The organism is Roseibium sp. (assembly GCF_965216085.1).
Taxonomy (GTDB): Bacteria; Pseudomonadota; Alphaproteobacteria; order Rhizobiales; family Stappiaceae; genus Roseibium.
Genome location: NZ_OZ244138.1, coordinates 3,953,448 through 3,970,470 on the forward strand (window position 1 = coordinate 3,953,448; position 17,023 = coordinate 3,970,470).

Consider the following 17,023-nt stretch of genomic DNA (forward strand, 5'->3'; position numbering starts at 1 on the left):
TTTCAATCTTCTCACGCTGAAAAAAGCCAACTGTCGGTAATTCCAGTCCGCCAGGTCACGGTTGGCAAACCAAGCACCGGTAATCGCAAGCGAAAAGCTGCCCTAACTAGAATTACGCGAATGCCGTTCTCAGCACCCTCCGAAATTGTACTTAGGAATTCCTGAAAATTATCCACAAGGCACAGTGGATACTGAATAACTGAATCGCAATTTGCGAATTTAAGAAAATGGTAACCATAAAATCTGAAGACTGGCAGTGCGTTAGGCAGGAATAAGACCGTCATGAAAAGACGTGGCGGCACGTTCAGGAGAACCATCATGCCAGTCATTTCCTTCGCGAATGCAAAGGGCGGCGCCGGGAAAACCACCGCGGCTTTGCTATTGGCAACAGAAGTTGCCGCACGGGGAAAACGCGTCACCATTTTCGACGCTGACCCGCAAAAATGGATTTCTAAATGGCATGAACTGCCGCGGACCTGCAAAAACATTTCCGTCATCAGCGAAATCTCGCCCGCCTCCATCACCGAACAGATCACCCACGCCTCGGAAACATCCGACTATGTGATTGTCGACCTGGAAGGCACGGAAAACCTGATTGTTGCCAATGCCCTTTCGGTTTCGGATCTGGTGGTGATCCCTATCCAAGGTTCGTCCATGGATGCGAGGGGCGGTGCCAAGATCCTTACCTTGATCAAGAAACTGGAAAAAATCGTCCGCCATGACATCAAACACTGTGTTGTCCTGACCCGGTCCAATGCGGCGGTCACAACCCGTGCGATGAAGGCGGTTCAAGACTTCCTGTGTGCCCAGAACATAGATGTTTTGATGACCCCAATCGTTGAACGGGCGGCTTTCCGTGACCTATTCGAATTCGGCGGCGGTCTTGCCAATCTCAATCCAAAGCAGGTGTCGGGCGTCGAAAAGGCCCGTGAAAATGCATCGCTTTACGCAGCAGAAGTTCTGGAACGGGCGATCACTGTTCCGAAAAAACGCTGGTACGACGTCTTTAAACGCGCCAGTTGACTGTTTGACAGCAAACTTGAAGCCGGGCTCTGCGCCCGGCTTTTTTTATGGCCAGACATAGAGGTTTTGGAAAAGGCGCTATAAGCTCGTTCGAAATGATAACTCCATTGACAAGCATCTGCTTGTTCGCACAGGAGGTTTTGACGATGCCAACGTTGAACCGGCTGTTCACGGCCGGTGCGCTCGCTTTAGTGGTTTCCGCCTGTAACGAAGATCCTAAGAATGTCGCGCTCGGAACTCTTGAGCGGGACCGCGTCGCCTTGACGGCAACGGCAGCGGAAGTGCTGATAGAGCTACCAGTGGCGCAAGGGGCCCCCGTAACAAAGGGCACAATCCTTGCCCGGCTCGATACCACCCAGCAGCAGGCTGTCGTCAACCAAGCTTTGGCCGAAGTTCAAAAATCCAAAGCCTACCTTGAGAAACTGAAAAATGGCGCCCGGGAAGAAGAAATCGCCAAGGCACAAGCGGATGTTGCCGGAGCCAAAGCAGAACTGGTGGAAGCCACCAACAATTTCGATCGCTATAAAGACCTGACAGCGCGCGGCACCACAAGCCAAGCGCAACTTGACAGTGCCCGGGCATCAAAAGATGCCGCTGAAGCCACTTTGAACAGTGCGAAACAGCAACACAAGGAGCTGGTAACCGGAACACGGCCAGAAGATCTGGCGATGGCCCGCGCAGAACTCGCAGCAGCAGAAGCCAGCCTTGCCACGCAAACAAAGATCCTCGGTGACCTGACAATTGTTGCGTCACGCGACGGTGTGCTCGATAGCCTCCCATGGAACCTCGGTGAGAGGGTAACCGTCGGCAGCCCGGTTGCGGTTATGCTGGCCGGCAACGCCCCTTACGCCCGGGTTTACGTTCCTGAGCCCCACCGGGTAAAGATCAATGAAGGCGACACACTTGCGGTCCGTGTGGACGGTTTGGAAGCGTCAATCAATGGTCATGTTCGCTGGATCAGCTCCGAACCATCCTTCACCCCGTATTATGCGCTCAACCAATCCGACCGCGCCCGGCTGATGTATGTCGCTGAAATCCAATTGCCTGACAGTGCATCCAACTTGCCAAACGGGGTTCCGGCTCAAGCGGTTTTGCCGTGACCATGTCCGACATCGTCATACAAGCTGATGGTTTGGTGAAAAGCTTCAAAGGGTTCAGGGCAGTCGACGGATTGGATCTGACCATTGAGCGCGGGATGATCTACGGCTTTCTCGGCCCAAACGGATGCGGCAAGACGACCGCTATCCGCATGTTGACCGGATTGCTGACCCCAACCGAGGGCTCCGTCGAAGTTCTCGGACTGTCCGTACCTAAAGATGCCGAGGCGTTGAAATACAAGATCGGCTACATGACCCAGGCCTTTTCGCTTTATGGCGATTTGACGGTCCTGGAAAATCTCAACTTTATGGGCACCGTTTACGGACTGACGCGCAACACGCGCAAAAAACGGATTGCCGAAGTCATGCAACGGTATGATCTGACCGAGCTCAGCGGCCGGTTTGCAGGTAAGATGAGCGGTGGCCAGCGCCAGCGCCTGGCCCTTGCGGCGGCAGTTCTCCATGAGCCCCAGTTGTTGTTCCTGGACGAACCTACCTCCGCTGTCGACCCGGAGTCGCGACGCCACTTTTGGGAACAGCTGTTTGACCTTGTGAATGAAGGCACCTCCATCGTTGTGACGACGCACTTCATGGATGAAGCGGAACGCTGCCACAAGATCGCAATCTTGGAAGCCGGTCAGAAACGGCTGGATGGCACTCCAGCCGATCTCATGGCGGCGATGGGCGCTAATGTGGTTGAGATCGAAGCTCCGGACTTACGTACTATACGACGGCACCTGCTTGGCAGCGACGGGATCGTAACTGCCGCGCAGCTCGGTGCACGTCTGCGCGTGCTGGTCGAAAAGCGTATTACAGATCCAGAAGCATTCCTCAGGTCCAATCCAGAGACCGCAAGCGCGACAGTGGTCGAGCGGGTCCGGCCCAATCTAGAAGACGTCTTTGCCACAGCAACTGGAGAAGGCCGCCAATGAGGTCTATTTCCAGGATCCTTGCTGTCTTCTTTAAAGAACTCGCCCAGTTACGCCGGGATCGGATGACGTTCGGCATGGTTGTCATGATCCCGCTTATCCAGCTGGTTCTGTTCGGCTATGCGATCAACACAAATGTGCGCGACATCCCGATTGCGGTCGTTGATCAAAGCCAGACCGGGATCAGCCGGATCCTGGTACAGATGGTCGAGGCGACCCGGGTCGTGCAAGTCACAGAACGGCATGCAACCACGGAAGCTGCCCAGGAAGCGATCCGCTCGGCACGTGTTCGGGCGGCCTTTATCCTGCCCGCCGACCTGACACAACGTCTGGCCCGGTCTCCGGCCCTTGGCCTCGGCACACCTCCATCGACAGATTGGGAAACCAGCCGTCCTGTTGCGCAATGGATTGTTGACGGATCCGATACGATGATTGCGGGCGCTATCAAAAGTCTGCGCTCCATGCCGCTGTCAGAGATCTACCGGCAAGCGCCCAATCGCTCCACCCCGACCTTTGAAGTCACCCTGTTCTTTAATCCGGAACAACGCACTGCGGTGAATATTGTCCCAGGCCTGGTCGGCACAATTCTCACGATGACGATGATCATGTTCACATCGGCTGCGATTGTGCGGGAACGTGAACGCGGTAATATGGAAATGCTGATCAACACCCCGATCCGCCCGATCGAGCTGATGGTTGGCAAGATCATTCCCTATATCTTTATCGGGCTGTTGCAGGCGGTCATCATTCTCAGTCTGGGGCACGTATTGTTCAATGTGCCGTTTGATGGGAACATGATCGATCTGTTTCTTGGCACCCTGCTGTTCATCGGCGCGAGCCTGTCACTCGGCCTCGTGTTTTCCACGATCGCCCAGACACAGCTCCAAGCCATGCAGATGACAATTTTCGTACTCCTGCCCTCGATCCTGTTATCCGGTTTCATGTTTCCCTACGAAGGCATGCCGGTCATCGCGCAATACATCGCCGAGATTTTTCCAGCGACACACTTCATGCGCATGATCCGCGGATTTGTACTCAGAGACGCCACATTGATCGACGTTCATCGCGACGTGATCTGGATGAGCGGATTTTTCGTCTTAGGGATGGTTGCAGCAGCGCTGAGATTCAAGAAACGGCTGGATTAGCGGGGAGTAAACATCCCATCCAGCGCATCGTAGGGGGTTCTTGCCTGCCCTAGGAGAACAGAGGCTATCTGGGCTTTGACGAGGGCCGTATGTGACTTTCAACCGCCTTCTACAAATGCTCGCACGGCTGTGCTGACATTCTCAGAAGACTTCAGTTCCAAAGCCCGCCGCGCAGCAGGTCCATACATGCCGTCGAGCGCAATTGCCGACACTGACAGATACTGAATTGCGCCGATTAGCTGAAACAATCCTGCGCGAATGGCTTCTGCAGGGGCCCCGCGCCATTTTGGAGTCTGAGCCGCCAGCTCAGTGAGCTTGTCGAGATAAGGTTTCATCGGCCAAAACCGGGCAGTTTCGCTGGTGTCCAGCAAGGCACGCACGACCAGTTTCGCTTCGATCCCTCCGCCATAAGATGTTTTGGCAAGGGTTTCGAAATACTCGATCAATTGTGCGCCAGGCTCCATCGCATTTGAACTCTCCACTTCGGCACACAGCTTATCGGACAATCGTTTCAGTACAGCCCCATACAGCCGTTCCTTGCTGCCAAAAAAATGCAACAGCGCCTGCTTACTAACCCCCGCTTCCTTGGCGATAGCGGCCAGGCTGACACCATGAAAGCCAGCCTCTGCGAATTGGCGCTCCGCGATTTCCAGATACCGGCCTGCGGCCGGCGCTTCCATGATCATGACTGCACTCCTGTTGCTCTGTCATACCGTTTTGTTGACAACTTACCAAATGGTAAGTACCTTACCGATCGGTAAGTCGCTTAAGGAGGCAGGCAATGGACCGGACCACGGAAATTGGATTGATCAAAGAAATCCTCGGCCTGGCGGAACAAAAGTCGGCCTATCTTGATGAAGCAATCGCCCACTCGCCGATTTCACGGTATGCCAGCCCTGAACGCTTCGAGCGCGAGCGGGCGGCGCTTTTCCGCCGTCATCCGATGATCATGGCCCATTCGTCGGAAATCGAAGGACCAGGCGCTTTTCTTGCCAAAGAATTTTTTGGCCTTCCCGTCCTTCTGACGCGAGACGAAGATGGATCGGTGCGCGCTTTTCTGAATGTCTGCCGCCACCGAGGCGCCAAATTGGTGCGGGAAACACATGGCTGCAAACGCCTGTTCACCTGTCCCTATCATGCCTGGACCTGGACCAACGGTGGCGCCCTACACCGGGTTCCGCATGAGGCTCAGGGTTTCCCGGAGCTCTCACGGGCAGATCGCGGCTTGCGCCGTTTGCCGTCAGCTGAAGCCCATGGCTTCATCTGGGTCATTGCAAATCCGGATGCCGGAGACATGCCGGATCTCGGCGCTTGGCTCGGACAGCTCGCAGATGACTTCAACTGGCTCAAAATGAGTGAGCACCGGATTGCGGAAGTTGAGACGCTCGATATTCAAGCCAATTGGAAAGTTTTGGTAGAAGGCGGGCTGGAGGCTTATCACTTCCGGGTCGCCCACAAAAACACTATCGGCCCCTATTTTCAGGACAACCTGTCGACCTACCGGATGTTCGGGCCGCATATCCGGTCTGTCCTGCCGCGCACGTCCATGCCGGACGTTCAAACGGCACCAGAGGACACCTGGGAAATCCGGCGCGATGCCAATCTGCTTTATACTTTGGTGACCAACTCGCAGCTTTTGGTCCAACAAGACCACATCATGTGGTTCCACTTTGAGCCAATGGCAGCGGATCATACGAGGGTTCGAATTGCGACGCTGGCTCCCAGATTTTTCCCGGACACCGAAGAAATGCGGGAAAGATGGGCCAAGAACCAGCTCATCACCAAAACTACTCTTCTGGAAGATTTTGAACTTGGTGAAGAGATCCAGGCCGGCTTTGCTTCAAAAGGCAATCCAAGCCACCTGTTCGGCCGCTATGAGGGCGCGCTCAACCGCTTCAATCTGGTGGTTGAGGAAATTCTGGCCAATTGAGATACGCGCTGCAAGTCGTTCCACGTCATCTTTTGTCCTTTGTCTGACAGAATGCGTCCCCAATTCGTCCACGCGGCCTGGTTTTTGCCGCTAGTTCCGACGCCGAATTCATTGATTAAACTCGGTTAATCACGCCGAAGCGGTCGAATTTTCTTGCCAATTCCCCAGGGTTCGGACAACAATTCGTTTCAACACAGTTTTTTCTACGGCAGGCAGACCCGGCTACAATTTGCATTTCTTGCAAGATCAAGCGGTTGATAAACGGCTTCAGTCTTGCAACACTCTATTTCCGTTACGGAATTTATATGCAACCCATTGATACTGGTGACCGAAAAGGAATTGCTGACAATGGTGAAATGGCCAGTATTCCCCGTTCTCATGCTTGGCATGCTTATGCCTTTGCTTGTCGCTTCGCCTGTACCAGCGCAAGAGAGTATTTTTGCCCCCGGATGGGTTTTGCAACCCGATGCCTCGTCACTCCGGTTTCAATCGGTCAAAAACCTGACCAAAGTCGAGTCCAGTGGTTTTGCCGGATTTTCCGGCGATATTGATGAAGACGGCCTGGCGACTGTCCGGATCTTTCTCGATACGGTTGATACCAAAATCGATCTTCGCAATGTCCGTATGCGTTTCCTGTTTTTCGAAACCTTTCAGTTTCCCGAGGCCGTGGTCACAACCCAAATTGACCCGGCGGCCTTGAGCGACCTGCCACAACGGAAACGCAAAATCATTCCGCTTACCTTTGACATGGATCTCCACGGAGTTTCCAAAACTTTGGAAGCAGAGGTTGCCGTCACCTTGATGAGCGACGATTTGGTCGCTGTTTCAACAACTGCACCGCTATCCGTTGCCGCTTCTGACTTCAACTTGGATGGCGGTATCAAGAAGCTGGAAGACGCGGCTGGCGTGGTCATTGTGCCGTCGGCAACTGTGTCCTTTGATTTTGTATTTTCCCGGCGAACAGATACCAGCAGCACACAAACGGCCGCAGCAACTGCAGATCCCACCCCGGCTGCTCAACCGGTTGCAACCAAGGCGTTGGAGCCGGAAGGAAACTTTGATCTTGCAGCCTGTAAGGGTCGTTTTGAAATCCTGTCACGGACCGACAACATCTATTTCCGCAGTGGCAGCTCCCGACTGGACAATCGCAGCGCTCCACTTCTCGACAGCTTGGTGGATATCATAGCCCGCTGCCCCGGCCTCATCATCGAAGTTGGCGGTCACACCGACAGCGTCGGCAGTGCTTCGGACAATCAGCGGCTGTCCGAGCGGCGCGCTGCTGCCGTCTCCCAGTATCTGATCGCCAAGAACATTGAACGAAAACGAATTAAAACTGTCGGCTACGGCGAAACACGCCCTGTGGCGTCAAATACAACGGCCGAAGGCAAGCGCCGCAATCGAAGGATTGAGTTTGTTGTTATTGACTGATCCGCTCACCCGCCCGCTGCGTTGGCTTCTTCTGGCCGGCCTGATGCTGATCATGGCGGTACAGCCCGTTAAAGCGTCTGACGACGATGATGATGAAGATGACGACCGCCTTGCCCTTGTCATCGGTAATGGCGCTTATCAAAACATCACGGCTCTGGACAATCCGGTTAATGATGCCGTGTTGATGGCCAAGCACCTTACGGAAGTCGGTTTCGAGGTGACCTTGGTGACCGACGCCACCCAAGTCGAGTTAGGACGTGCGATATCTGCTTTTGGCCGCAAACTGCGCGATGAAGGCGATGATACGACCGGCCTGTTCTTCTACGCCGGCCACGGGGTGCAGTCTTTTGGCAGCAATTACCTTTTGCCAATTGATGTAGAAGTGCTGGATGCCGCAGACCTCAGCCTGGTCGGAGTTCCTGCCGACGCTGTGCTGCGGCAAATGTATTCAGCGCGCAACCGCACCAACATTTTTATTCTCGATGCCTGCCGCAACAATCCTTTTGCGGAAATCCCGGACCTCAATGACAACGGCCTTGCAGAAATGAAAGCCCCACGGGGCACGTTTTTGGCCTATTCGACAGCACCGGGTGAAATTGCGGTCGATGGTACCGGCTCCAACAGCCCGTTCTCAGAAGCCCTGGCAAGCAGGCTGTCGGAGCCGGGCGTGCCGATCGAGGCCCTATTTAAGGAAGTCCGCAGAACAGTTCTGCAACAAACCAATGGGCTGCAGATCCCCTGGGATACATCTTCTCTGACCGTCGATTTCCAGTTCTCCCCCGCCGTCGCACCGACACCGGAAGAATTGCAGCTGCGCCAACTCTGGGATTCCGTCAAACTCAGCCAGGACCCGATCCAAGTGCTTTTGTTTTTAAGGGCAAATCCAGACACGATCTTCAACGATGAGGCCCGGGCCCTACTTGCAAAACTACTGCCACAGTCTCTCAACCAAGAAACCGCGGCAGCACCGGCTGAAGCTCCCGCAGCTCCAAAACCAGAGCCTGTTGATCCTGAAGTCGCGGAGCGGGACATGATCGAGGAAGCCCGGAAAACCGGGACAGCCGAAGCCTATAAGGCGTATCTTGAGGCTTATCCGACCGGCGCGTTTGCCGAACTTGCCCGGCTTGAGCTGACAACGATTGAAACAAATGCGCAAAGCCGGGACCCGATCGCAGAACCGGTCGCGCCTGCCATAGAACCTGCCCCGAAGCCTGCCCAAGCACCGCCAGCGGAGAAAGCCTCTACCGAAGTGGCATTCAATGCGCCGCTTGGAATTGGAGGACCGGAAATTGCGACACGGAGCATTGCCGAATTGATCACCGGTTCACCAATGTTCCCACCAGTTGAGGGACTGCCGGAAAGCTTCTGGAAGGATAAAACCTGTGCGGCCTGCCACAACTGGGCACAATCGAACTTGTGTGATCAGGCCCAAACTTATCTTAAGGAGAGTACCAGGGCCTTGGACAAGCAACACCCCTATGGCGGTGCGTTCAAAAAAGCCTTGCAAACCTGGGCTCGTGGCGGCTGCAAGTAGGTTCTTCGAAAATGTAACAACAGAACACTGTGCCAGTTTCCCCAGCTGCCGCCTCGACCTCAGACCGGCAACTTCATATCGGATTTTAGCGTGTTGACGATCAGGTGCATCGATACCTGCCCGACGCAGGAGCGCTCGAACAGGAACTCCGTGTAGAACCGGTTATAGGCGTCCAGGTCCTCACACATCACCAGGAGATGATAGTCTGGTGTTCCCGCAATGGCGAAACATTGCAGGACCTCGGGCCGGTTCCGCACCTCGTCCATGAAGGTCCGCACGTAGTCTTTGCTGGTGCGCGCAAGGCTGACATGGACAATTGCCTGGAAATTCAGCCCAGCTGCAGTTGGATCCGGGATGGCGGCATATTTGGAAATGATGCCAGCCTCCTCCATCGCCCGGACGCGCCGCCAGCACACCGAGGCAGACATGCCAGTCCGCTCCGCCAGCTCCTGATTTGTGATACGGCCGTCTTCCTGGAGGATTCTTAGGAGCGCACGATCCTGCTCAGTAAGCTTCGGCATTCCGGTTACCTCTTTCGCAAAACCGTTTACTTTCGGGTGATCTTGCCAATTTTCGGGTCATTTATAAACAAAGAAATAAGATTGCCCATTGGTTGCGGGATATTTTCTCCAGGTCTTCAACAACACTGGAGAAGCCTTTTGCCGGAACTATTGGAAAAGACACTCGGGTCTGCCGGCGCATTGGCCGCCTTTTGCCTGGTGTTTTTATGGGTGGTCGATTTGGCGCTGATTTATAAAATCGCAGCGACCAGTTTCGCTGGGCTGGCCCTTTCAGGGCTTGGTATGCATTTTTTTCTGAAAGGCCGCCGCCTTACCAAAATCCGGCACCAGCAATTGCAACGCCACCGGTCAGGCCAAACCACAAAGGGGTAAAACGCGGCAACCTAATCTTGGCGTGCAAACTCACTGGCTTCGGATCCAACGCCGCGCCTTTATCGCGCATCAAACAACCGGAGCAGCTGGTCAACGATATCATCCTTATCCGCCTCCTTAGCCGAAATGATGCCGTAGATCGATATCCCGCTATCGGCGGCGACCAGCATTTTGGCCAGTGCGGCAAGCGGTAGACCGGGCGCGACTTCGCCGTTGTCTTGAGCCGCTGTCAAATTGTCGAGAAAAAGCCCTTCGATCTCAGCCATCATCTTTTTGGCTTCATCAAATGCGTCCGGGCTGACGATGTTCTTTTCCGTCAACGTGTTGATCATGAAACAGCCGTGATAGTCACTGCAGAACTCGATCGAACGGAAATAGCCCCGGATGTTATCCAATCCCAAAGGGGCCTTTGCCAATGCGCCCTGATAAGCCTCCCGTGTGCCTTTGAGATAGAGCTCAAGCGCCTCCTTGAAGAGCCCTTCTTTGCCATCAAACTCAGAATAAAGGCCGAACCGGTTCACACCGGTCACTTCGACCAGTTCCCCCAAGTGTGTGCCTTCAAAACCCTTTGCCCAGAAAAGGCGCATCGCCTTTTCCAAGACCTCTTCACGATCATAACTTTTGCGCCGTCCCATGCGCAGATCATAGCGCAGACACCCACCGGCGCAACAATTTAATCACCTACCGTTCAGATATTTCTTGACGGCAGCTTCGATCTCAAATTATTTATCACCTATCGTTCAGAAATAGGAGTTGACGATGATTAAAAAAGCTCTCGCGGCCAGCGCAGTCGCCCTTTCCATGATGAGTGGGCCCGCTCTTGCTGAAGACACGACGGTGTTTGAAATCGCCTGGTTCAAGCTCAATCCAGGAACTGAAAGCGCAACGATGATGAAAGCGGCCCAGCATGTGCAGGATCATTTCCTGCCGAAATTCGACGGCCGGATATACCGCGAACTGATGCAGCAAGATGGCGGCGACTACTGGATCGATTCCATTCATTGGCGGGCTCTCGGCGATTTTGAAAAGGCTGCTGCCGAGATCCTCACCGACCCAAATGGAGCTCCGATCATGGAGCTGATCGACTTGTCCTCAATGGCCTGGTTCCACGCTGACCGGGTCCGCAAATGGGACGGGGACGTGCCACAAGGTGATGGATTTACGGAGATTCAGTTTTTCCGCCTGGTCGCACCGGGGTCAGAAATCGAGTTCCTGGTGCCAACAACTGACGAGGAATTTCTGGAAGCGGCTGAGGCCATTCAGGAAAAGCTGTCAGCCCAATCGGGGTTCGGCGACCGCGAACTCTTCAGAACCGCCGATGGCTGGTGGATTGATCTCATTCACTGGAATTCCAAGGCCGATGCAGACAACGCAAAAGCCATCATCATGGCGGATATGGCCGAACCGGAATCGGTGGCCATGTCCTTCTTTAACAAAATCGATCCGAAAAGCCTGAAAACTTTCAACATGAACCAGAAGAAGGTCTGGTAACCGGTCAGGGCAGCAACCAAATGGACGCTGCCCCACCCGTTTGATCCAGAAATAGGCAACCTTGCCGTCTTTAAGCCGCCTGCCAGACTTTGATGGCGTCAATCGGATAGAGCAGCATCAAGACGTTGAGGGTGAGATTGTCCCGGATCACCCAGAGCGCCAAAAGCTCAAAGAATATGCCGACAGCAACCGTCACCCAGACCGGCATGCGCCAGGCGAAGAAGAACCCAGCGAGCATCCAGAGGATGTCGAACACGGAATTGAGTACGCTGTCGCCGGTGTAGCCGACCGCAATCGTTGCTTCGCGGTAACGGTCGATGATCCAGGGGCTGTTTTCCGCCACTTCCCAGGCCGCCTCAATAAAGATCGCGCCCAAAGCGCGTTCCCCAACAGATCTCTGTTTGAACAAAGCCCAAAGCAACCAGTAAAACAGAAATCCGTGAATGATGTGGCTGAAGGTGTACCAGTCGGCAATGTGCTGTGAGGATCCGGACACATCACTCGCCGGCGTCCAGAAAAGCACATACCCGCACTCACAGATCGGGATCCGGCCCATGAAGAGCAAGATCACGGCTGTGGCTAAGATCATGAGAAGGCCGGTGACGAGGCAAGCACTTTTGGTCAAAGGGGTTTTCTCCTAGGCAACAAATTCTTCAAAAGCACGACCTTTGAGATCGTGGCCATCCAGCTGACTACCGGCAACAACCTGAGAGCAATCTCATAATGTCTTGTAGAACAGAGGTCTGGCTCTTACCCTGCATGTCAGATCAGGAGGAGCAAGTCGAATATGCCGTGCTATAGCCTTAGCAAACTCTGTCTGACAATCGCGCTTCCAATTCTTGCTTCGAGCGTAGCTTTCTCCTTCGAAGTTCCGTCGACTTTTCCAAGCGTGACAACACTCGGAGAACGCACGGTGCCAACACCCCACGGCATTTCTCCGGCAATGAAGGAAATTGTGGAGAAGCGAAAGATCCCGCCGCATATTCCGGCCCCAAATACACCTGAAGCATGGCTTGAGTATCAAGCCCTATTCGATGCGCCAGGAGAAGAAGCCGGTCGGCAGGCAGCAAAAACGCTGGGAGCGTCCTATGAAGTTGGCGAGACTGCTGGAGTTCGCACTTACACCGTGACACCCAAGAAACTATCGGACCGGTTCGCAGACCGTGTCTTTGTACATCTTCACGGAGGAGCCTTCGTCTTTGGCGGCGGAGATTCAGTGTTGCGTGAAGCTGTCTGGCTGGCGGACGGGCTAGGGGTAAAAGTCGTGTCGGTTGACTACCGGCGTCCCCCTCTGGATCCATTCCCGGCTGCTCTTGATGATGCTGTCGCCGTGTGGCGGGAAGTCACCGCACAACAGCCTGCAAACAAGACGGCTCTGTTCGGCACATCCGCTGGCGGAAATCTGACGCTCGCAACAACGCTTCGTTTGAAGGAGCTCGACCTGCCTTTGCCGGGCGCGTTGTTTGCCGGGACCCCTGCCACAGACCTGGAAAACACATCTGATACTTGGCTAACGCTGCAGGGGCTTGACCCGCTGGGGCGTCGTGACGGCCTTATCACCGGAACGTTTGAGTTATATGCTGCAGGACAGGATCTCTCAGATCCACTGCTGTCGCCTGTCAACGGAAATCTCCATGATTTTCCGCCGACGATCCTGATTTCCGGCACCCGTGACCTTTTGCTCAGCGACACCGTTCGAATGCATCGTGCGCTGCGTTCCAATGGTATTGTCGCCGATCTTCATGTGTATGATGGCCAGGCGCATGGCGATTATATTCAGAGGCTTTTTCGGGAAATTCCCGAATCGGAAGATGCATTGCGCGAATTGTTCGAATTCTTTGACCGCCACCTGAAATAACAATCAGTATGCCGAAACAACTCTCCGCGCTTTTCTTCGCATCATTTCTGGTCAATCTGGCGAATGCAGCGATCTCCACCATGCTCGGCATCTTGATCGCGAATGAGGGCGGGTCGCAAGGCGATGTGTCGTTCATCGCCGCAGCCTATTCGATCGGGTTTGGGGTCGGCTGTTTTGCAGCCCCCAACCTTGCCCGCCGCAGCGGGGTGATCCGGACCTATGCCGCAGCTGCCGCAATCGCGACCATCACGATTATCGGTCTGGAGGCCTTGGACAATACCTTTTCCTGGGCAGCCCTGCGCTTTGTCATGGGAGCGTCTATCGCAACCGTTTTGGCCGTCTCCGACACCTGGATCAACCATGAAGCCCCGAAAGACCGGCGCGGGCAGGTGATCGCGCTTTATTCCATCATTCTGGGCCTGGCCTCCATCGGCAGCCAAGTGGTCTTTTTATGGATGGGCTCTGATGCGGAAAGCCTGATCCTCTATTTCGCGGCTCTCATGAACATCTCGGTCGCCGTGATAGCCGTCACCAAATCAGAACAGCCGGTTATGCCGCCTGCGACAGGCTCGAAAACAGCCCTCAACATCCCCTCCCCCACAGCAGGACTCGGCGCATTTGTCTCCGGTTTCTCGGTCAGCTCCACCATCTCTGTGCTGCCGTTTTACCTAACCAGCCACGGATTATCTGTCTCTCTTGTGGCGATTGTGATCATGCTGCTTTACGGCGGGCGCCTATTTGCGCAGTGGCCGGTCGGCATATTGTCAGATCGAGTTGACCGCCGCTTGGTGATCATCAGTCTCGCTATTCCTGCGATCCTCGTTATGATTGCTACGGCCGTTATAGGAGACGGCGAAGGACGGGCTTTTACCGGCGCTCAAGGTTCGGTTGTGCAGATTTTCGCTTTTCTGTCGCCGGTCCTCTTGGGGGCGGCTATTTTCCCACTCTACTCCGTCTCCTCGGCCCTGGCGTTTGACCGGGCTGCAGACGGCACAACAACAGAAGTCTCCTCAACTTTGCTGCTGCTTTATTCAATCGGATCGGTTGTAGGGCCAACCACCGTGATGATCACCAGCTCTGTGATCGGCGACTATGCCCTTCAGGGGTGTGTCGCCGCCGTGAATCTGGTGCTGGTCACCGTTGCCTTTTTGAGGTTGTCGCGGATCCAGGCACCGGAGGAACCCAGCCCATCTGTACCAATCCCGGAAAACAGCCTGAAAATGGTTCAGCAAGCCGGCAAGATCTCGGAAGAAGATACGAGTTGAGCCGAGAACAACGCCTATGAACCAGTAGAGCTCAGAACCTTGGTGTTCCGGCTCGCCATCCACCGTTCCAGATCCTCAGCTTTTCTTGGCGGCGACAAATGGAACCCCTGGAACAGCCGGCAGCCGCAATTTTTTAAAAAAACCAATTCATCTTCGGTTTCAATCCCTTCAGCAACAACAACAAACTCCATCGTTCCAGCCATCTCGATCATGGCGCGCGCGATTTTCTGCATTTTTGGACTGTCGGTCACCCCGGTGATGAACGACCGGTCGATTTTCAAAACGCTCACCGGCGGCTCTATCAAAGACGCGATCGAAGAATGCCCTGTCCCAAAATCATCGAGGGCAAGCGTAATCCCGTAATTCTGCAAGACGTTGCATTGAGCAATCAGATCTTTGTCCCGATTGTCGAAAAGGATCGCTTCGACAAGTTCCAGCTGGATGCGTTCCGGAGACAAACCTGCTTGTGACAATTCATCCAAGAACACCGACACGAACTCGCTGGATCGCAGCGCGGACGCTGTCATGTTCAAGGACAATTTGCCGACATCAAATCCCTGTTCCAGCCAGCTTGCGAACTGCGCAAACGCCTTTTTGCGCACCTGCTTGTCTATGGCCGGCATGATAGCCGCCTGGTTGGCGGTTTCCAGAAAATGCGCAGGCAGCAAAGCAAGTGTTTCGGATGTATCCCAACGGGCAAGAACCTCCAACGCCGCGACTTTTCCGGTCTCAATATCGATCAAAGGCTGAAAAAACGGCACGAATTGGTTGCTGTGAATTCCGCTTTCGATTTCCGACACCAACCGCACAGATTCGTCATGACGCGCCACCATTTCCGGCGACAGAAACTGCACCGCTGATTTGGTGATTTTTGCGTTGTAAAGCGCAATGTCGGAGTTGGAAATCAACCGCTCAACGTCCAGCTTTTCGCATCGATTGAACTGGACCACACCGATGCTTGCCCCGACCCGGCACGCATGGCCAAGATAATAAACCGGCCTTGAAATCTCTTCCAAAAGTTCATGAGCCGTTTCATTCAACGCGCTCTGATCATATACGTCTGAAAGCACCAAGGCGAATTCATCTCCGCCGATGCGGACCGGCAAGTCGCGCGGACCGGAATAGCGGTTTAGAACCGAAGCGGTGTGTACGAGAACCTGATCTCCGGCCGCATGCCCAAAGTTGTCATTCACAGCTTTAAAATCATCCAAATCGATATGCAGCAGCGCAAACCGGCTGGGCGTCCCGGGCGTATGAAGAATTTTGCTCAAATGGTTATGAAGAGCTGCGCGATTGCCAATCCCGGTCAAGGGGTCTTCCAAAGCCCGGCGCTCAGCTTCTTCCTTGGCTGCTTTCAACGCTGACGCCAGCTTCTCACTGTCCTCCAGCAATGTCTTTTGCGCCTCAAGGGAGTAGATGAGATCAATCGTAAAATCGTTGGGCTTGAAGTCCGATTCGGTCAGATGAAATCTCTGAACCATCTGCCTTATGTGCATGCCAAAGGACAGATCGAAGAAAATGCCTGTGCAGGTAGCAACGGCAACGCCGCGAAACTGAAGGCCTTCACCATATTCCGGAAGGACGGCGATCAAAAGACGCACACCCGTGCGCTTTCTTAGTGATCGCATACATCCAACGTTGCGCGGACGCTCGATCTTAAAAACATCAAAAAAGTCACAGCCGACGACTCCCGGTCCAAGCACTTTTTGAAGCGTTGGTCCCAGTTCCGTAATCCGGCCACACTCGCTCACCATCACCTGCAAGGGAAAAAGCGTATCTGTTGAAGATCGCGAGAATTTGACAATGGAATTGCTCAATTCGCATGTCCGGAAGTCATATGATCACTTTGATGATCTACGAGTTTCACTTCGAAAATATCGTGATCTTCCCCGTTGGATTTGAAAGCCGTCTGCTTAACTTCAACATGTTCGCCTGCTTCATTCGCCAAACCGTAGAGCAGTCCGATCACCATTGGCGCCAAACCTTCGCGTTCGGAGTAATAGTGAAGCTGGCATAGACCATCTTCGCCTTCCTCCAATTCAAATGACGGCGGCTTTAAATGCGGCATCGATATCAAAATGCGGTCATGCATGTTGTCGAGCCCTTTGAGCTGCTCCACCAAAGAAGACCCGGATAAGCGCATTAGATTTCCGAAGTTGGATCTGCCGGCAAATTCAACCCAATACTCCCCGAACACCCGCAACACATCATCACTACTCAACCCGGTATGCTCGCTGATCGCGCCCACGAGCTTGTAAGTGACAGAATCGTCATAGCTGGCCATGCGGTCGAATTCGAGATTTTGAACATCTGCATCCGAACAGATTTTCGCCCAAACCTCCTCTCCGTAAGATTTCAGTATATATTCACGCACTCCCTGGTTCACCATGCCGTACATCTTCACACCGCCAATCTATCAAGGATTGCATC

Annotated in this window: 17 protein-coding genes; 11 read left to right on the forward strand and 6 right to left on the reverse strand. The window is 54.1% G+C overall.

Annotated elements, in window-relative coordinates:
* Nucleotides 1–318: 318 nt before the first annotated feature.
* From ACOOFE_RS18555 to ACOOFE_RS18570, 4 genes are all read left to right on the forward strand, one after another.
* Nucleotides 319–1,023 carry a ParA family protein gene (locus ACOOFE_RS18555; protein ID WP_141187725.1) on the forward strand — a complete coding sequence of 235 codons (705 nt, stop codon included), beginning with the start codon at nucleotides 319–321 and terminating at the stop codon, nucleotides 1,021–1,023.
* A 146-nt stretch (nucleotides 1,024–1,169) separates the two neighbouring features.
* Nucleotides 1,170–2,123 carry an HlyD family secretion protein gene (locus ACOOFE_RS18560; protein ID WP_420411430.1) on the forward strand — a complete coding sequence of 318 codons (954 nt, stop codon included), beginning with the start codon at nucleotides 1,170–1,172 and terminating at the stop codon, nucleotides 2,121–2,123.
* 2 nt (nucleotides 2,124–2,125) lie between these two features.
* Complete coding sequence (locus ACOOFE_RS18565) at nucleotides 2,126–3,052, forward strand: ABC transporter ATP-binding protein (RefSeq protein ID WP_420415606.1); 927 nt, start codon at nucleotides 2,126–2,128, stop codon at nucleotides 3,050–3,052.
* Nucleotides 3,049–4,194, forward strand: a complete 1,146-nt coding sequence (locus tag ACOOFE_RS18570) for an ABC transporter permease (RefSeq protein WP_420411431.1) — start codon at nucleotides 3,049–3,051, stop codon at nucleotides 4,192–4,194. Before ACOOFE_RS18565 ends, ACOOFE_RS18570 begins: the two co-directional genes overlap by 4 nt.
* Before the next feature lie 98 nt (nucleotides 4,195–4,292).
* On the opposite strand, the gene ACOOFE_RS18575 is transcribed toward ACOOFE_RS18570, so the two are convergent.
* Nucleotides 4,293–4,880, reverse strand: a complete 588-nt coding sequence (locus tag ACOOFE_RS18575; RefSeq protein WP_420411432.1) for a TetR/AcrR family transcriptional regulator — start codon at nucleotides 4,878–4,880, stop codon at nucleotides 4,293–4,295.
* A gap of 95 nt (nucleotides 4,881–4,975) precedes the next feature.
* On the opposite strand from ACOOFE_RS18575, the gene ACOOFE_RS18580 reads away from it, so the two are divergent.
* The 3 genes from ACOOFE_RS18580 (at nucleotide 4,976) to ACOOFE_RS18590 (ending at nucleotide 9,086) form a co-directional block, all read left to right on the forward strand.
* The gene (locus ACOOFE_RS18580; RefSeq protein WP_420411433.1) at nucleotides 4,976–6,124 is read left to right on the forward strand and encodes an aromatic ring-hydroxylating oxygenase subunit alpha; all 1,149 of its coding nucleotides are present in this window, start codon (nucleotides 4,976–4,978) and stop codon (nucleotides 6,122–6,124) included.
* Between the two features lie 348 nt (nucleotides 6,125–6,472).
* Entirely contained in the window at nucleotides 6,473–7,552 is a 1,080-nt protein-coding gene (locus ACOOFE_RS18585; RefSeq protein ID WP_420411434.1) for an OmpA family protein, read from the forward strand.
* The gene (locus ACOOFE_RS18590) at nucleotides 7,539–9,086 is read left to right on the forward strand and encodes a caspase family protein (protein WP_420411435.1); all 1,548 of its coding nucleotides are present in this window, start codon (nucleotides 7,539–7,541) and stop codon (nucleotides 9,084–9,086) included. The genes ACOOFE_RS18585 and ACOOFE_RS18590 overlap by 14 nt, the downstream gene beginning before the upstream one ends.
* 59 nt (nucleotides 9,087–9,145) lie before the next feature.
* Here the strand turns inward: ACOOFE_RS18590 and ACOOFE_RS18595 are convergent, their stop codons facing one another.
* On the reverse strand, nucleotides 9,146–9,607 hold the full coding sequence (locus ACOOFE_RS18595) for an Lrp/AsnC family transcriptional regulator (protein WP_420411436.1): 462 nt from the start codon (nucleotides 9,605–9,607) through the stop codon (nucleotides 9,146–9,148).
* Between the two features lie 138 nt (nucleotides 9,608–9,745).
* Here ACOOFE_RS18595 and ACOOFE_RS18600 point away from each other — a divergent pair, with 138 nt between their 5' ends.
* Nucleotides 9,746–9,979 carry a hypothetical protein gene (locus tag ACOOFE_RS18600; protein WP_420411437.1) on the forward strand — a complete coding sequence of 78 codons (234 nt, stop codon included), beginning with the start codon at nucleotides 9,746–9,748 and terminating at the stop codon, nucleotides 9,977–9,979.
* Nucleotides 9,980–10,038: 59 nt separating this feature from the next.
* Here the strand turns inward: ACOOFE_RS18600 and ACOOFE_RS18605 are convergent, their stop codons facing one another.
* Nucleotides 10,039–10,614 carry a TetR/AcrR family transcriptional regulator gene (locus tag ACOOFE_RS18605; protein ID WP_420411438.1) on the reverse strand — a complete coding sequence of 192 codons (576 nt, stop codon included), beginning with the start codon at nucleotides 10,612–10,614 and terminating at the stop codon, nucleotides 10,039–10,041.
* A 124-nt stretch (nucleotides 10,615–10,738) separates the two neighbouring features.
* Between ACOOFE_RS18605 and ACOOFE_RS18610 the strand changes: the two genes are divergently transcribed.
* Complete coding sequence (locus ACOOFE_RS18610; protein WP_420411439.1) at nucleotides 10,739–11,470, forward strand: antibiotic biosynthesis monooxygenase family protein; 732 nt, start codon at nucleotides 10,739–10,741, stop codon at nucleotides 11,468–11,470.
* Nucleotides 11,471–11,540: 70 nt separating this feature from the next.
* Here ACOOFE_RS18610 and ACOOFE_RS18615 read toward each other — a convergent pair whose 3' ends face one another.
* Nucleotides 11,541–12,059: a DUF2585 domain-containing protein gene (locus ACOOFE_RS18615; RefSeq protein ID WP_420415607.1), complete on the reverse strand. Its 519-nt coding sequence runs from the start codon at nucleotides 12,057–12,059 to the stop codon at nucleotides 11,541–11,543.
* A gap of 198 nt (nucleotides 12,060–12,257) precedes the next feature.
* On the opposite strand from ACOOFE_RS18615, the gene ACOOFE_RS18620 reads away from it, so the two are divergent.
* Together ACOOFE_RS18620 and ACOOFE_RS18625 are read left to right on the forward strand one after the other, a co-directional pair.
* Nucleotides 12,258–13,328 carry an alpha/beta hydrolase gene (locus ACOOFE_RS18620; protein ID WP_420411440.1) on the forward strand — a complete coding sequence of 357 codons (1,071 nt, stop codon included), beginning with the start codon at nucleotides 12,258–12,260 and terminating at the stop codon, nucleotides 13,326–13,328.
* An 8-nt stretch (nucleotides 13,329–13,336) separates the two neighbouring features.
* Nucleotides 13,337–14,593 (forward strand): MFS transporter, encoded by a 1,257-nt coding sequence (locus ACOOFE_RS18625; protein ID WP_420411441.1) that lies wholly within the window; start codon nucleotides 13,337–13,339, stop codon nucleotides 14,591–14,593.
* Between the two features lie 14 nt (nucleotides 14,594–14,607).
* Here the strand turns inward: ACOOFE_RS18625 and ACOOFE_RS18630 are convergent, their stop codons facing one another.
* A complete protein-coding gene (locus ACOOFE_RS18630) occupies nucleotides 14,608–16,410 on the reverse strand; it encodes a putative bifunctional diguanylate cyclase/phosphodiesterase (protein ID WP_420411442.1) in 1,803 nt (600 codons plus the stop codon).
* Complete coding sequence (locus tag ACOOFE_RS18635) at nucleotides 16,407–16,991, reverse strand: heme NO-binding domain-containing protein (RefSeq protein WP_420411443.1); 585 nt, start codon at nucleotides 16,989–16,991, stop codon at nucleotides 16,407–16,409. Before ACOOFE_RS18635 ends, ACOOFE_RS18630 begins: the two co-directional genes overlap by 4 nt.
* Between the last annotated feature and the right edge of the window lie 32 nt (nucleotides 16,992–17,023).

Coding starts and splice junctions, on each gene's coding strand:
- ACOOFE_RS18555 (WP_141187725.1), top strand. CDS start 319: ATGCCAGTCATTTCCTTCGCGAATGCAAAGGGCGGCGCCGGGAAAACC.
- ACOOFE_RS18560 (WP_420411430.1), top strand. CDS start 1,170: ATGCCAACGTTGAACCGGCTGTTCACGGCCGGTGCGCTCGCTTTAGTG.
- ACOOFE_RS18565 (WP_420415606.1), top strand. CDS start 2,126: ATGTCCGACATCGTCATACAAGCTGATGGTTTGGTGAAAAGCTTCAAA.
- ACOOFE_RS18570 (WP_420411431.1), top strand. CDS start 3,049: ATGAGGTCTATTTCCAGGATCCTTGCTGTCTTCTTTAAAGAACTCGCC.
- ACOOFE_RS18575 (WP_420411432.1), bottom strand. CDS start 4,880: ATGATCATGGAAGCGCCGGCCGCAGGCCGGTATCTGGAAATCGCGGAG.
- ACOOFE_RS18580 (WP_420411433.1), top strand. CDS start 4,976: ATGGACCGGACCACGGAAATTGGATTGATCAAAGAAATCCTCGGCCTG.
- ACOOFE_RS18585 (WP_420411434.1), top strand. CDS start 6,473: ATGGTGAAATGGCCAGTATTCCCCGTTCTCATGCTTGGCATGCTTATG.
- ACOOFE_RS18595 (WP_420411436.1), bottom strand. CDS start 9,607: ATGCCGAAGCTTACTGAGCAGGATCGTGCGCTCCTAAGAATCCTCCAG.
- ACOOFE_RS18605 (WP_420411438.1), bottom strand. CDS start 10,614: ATGGGACGGCGCAAAAGTTATGATCGTGAAGAGGTCTTGGAAAAGGCG.
- ACOOFE_RS18610 (WP_420411439.1), top strand. CDS start 10,739: ATGATTAAAAAAGCTCTCGCGGCCAGCGCAGTCGCCCTTTCCATGATG.
- ACOOFE_RS18615 (WP_420415607.1), bottom strand. CDS start 12,059: ATGATCTTAGCCACAGCCGTGATCTTGCTCTTCATGGGCCGGATCCCG.
- ACOOFE_RS18620 (WP_420411440.1), top strand. CDS start 12,258: ATGCCGTGCTATAGCCTTAGCAAACTCTGTCTGACAATCGCGCTTCCA.
- ACOOFE_RS18625 (WP_420411441.1), top strand. CDS start 13,337: ATGCCGAAACAACTCTCCGCGCTTTTCTTCGCATCATTTCTGGTCAAT.
- ACOOFE_RS18635 (WP_420411443.1), bottom strand. CDS start 16,991: ATGTACGGCATGGTGAACCAGGGAGTGCGTGAATATATACTGAAATCT.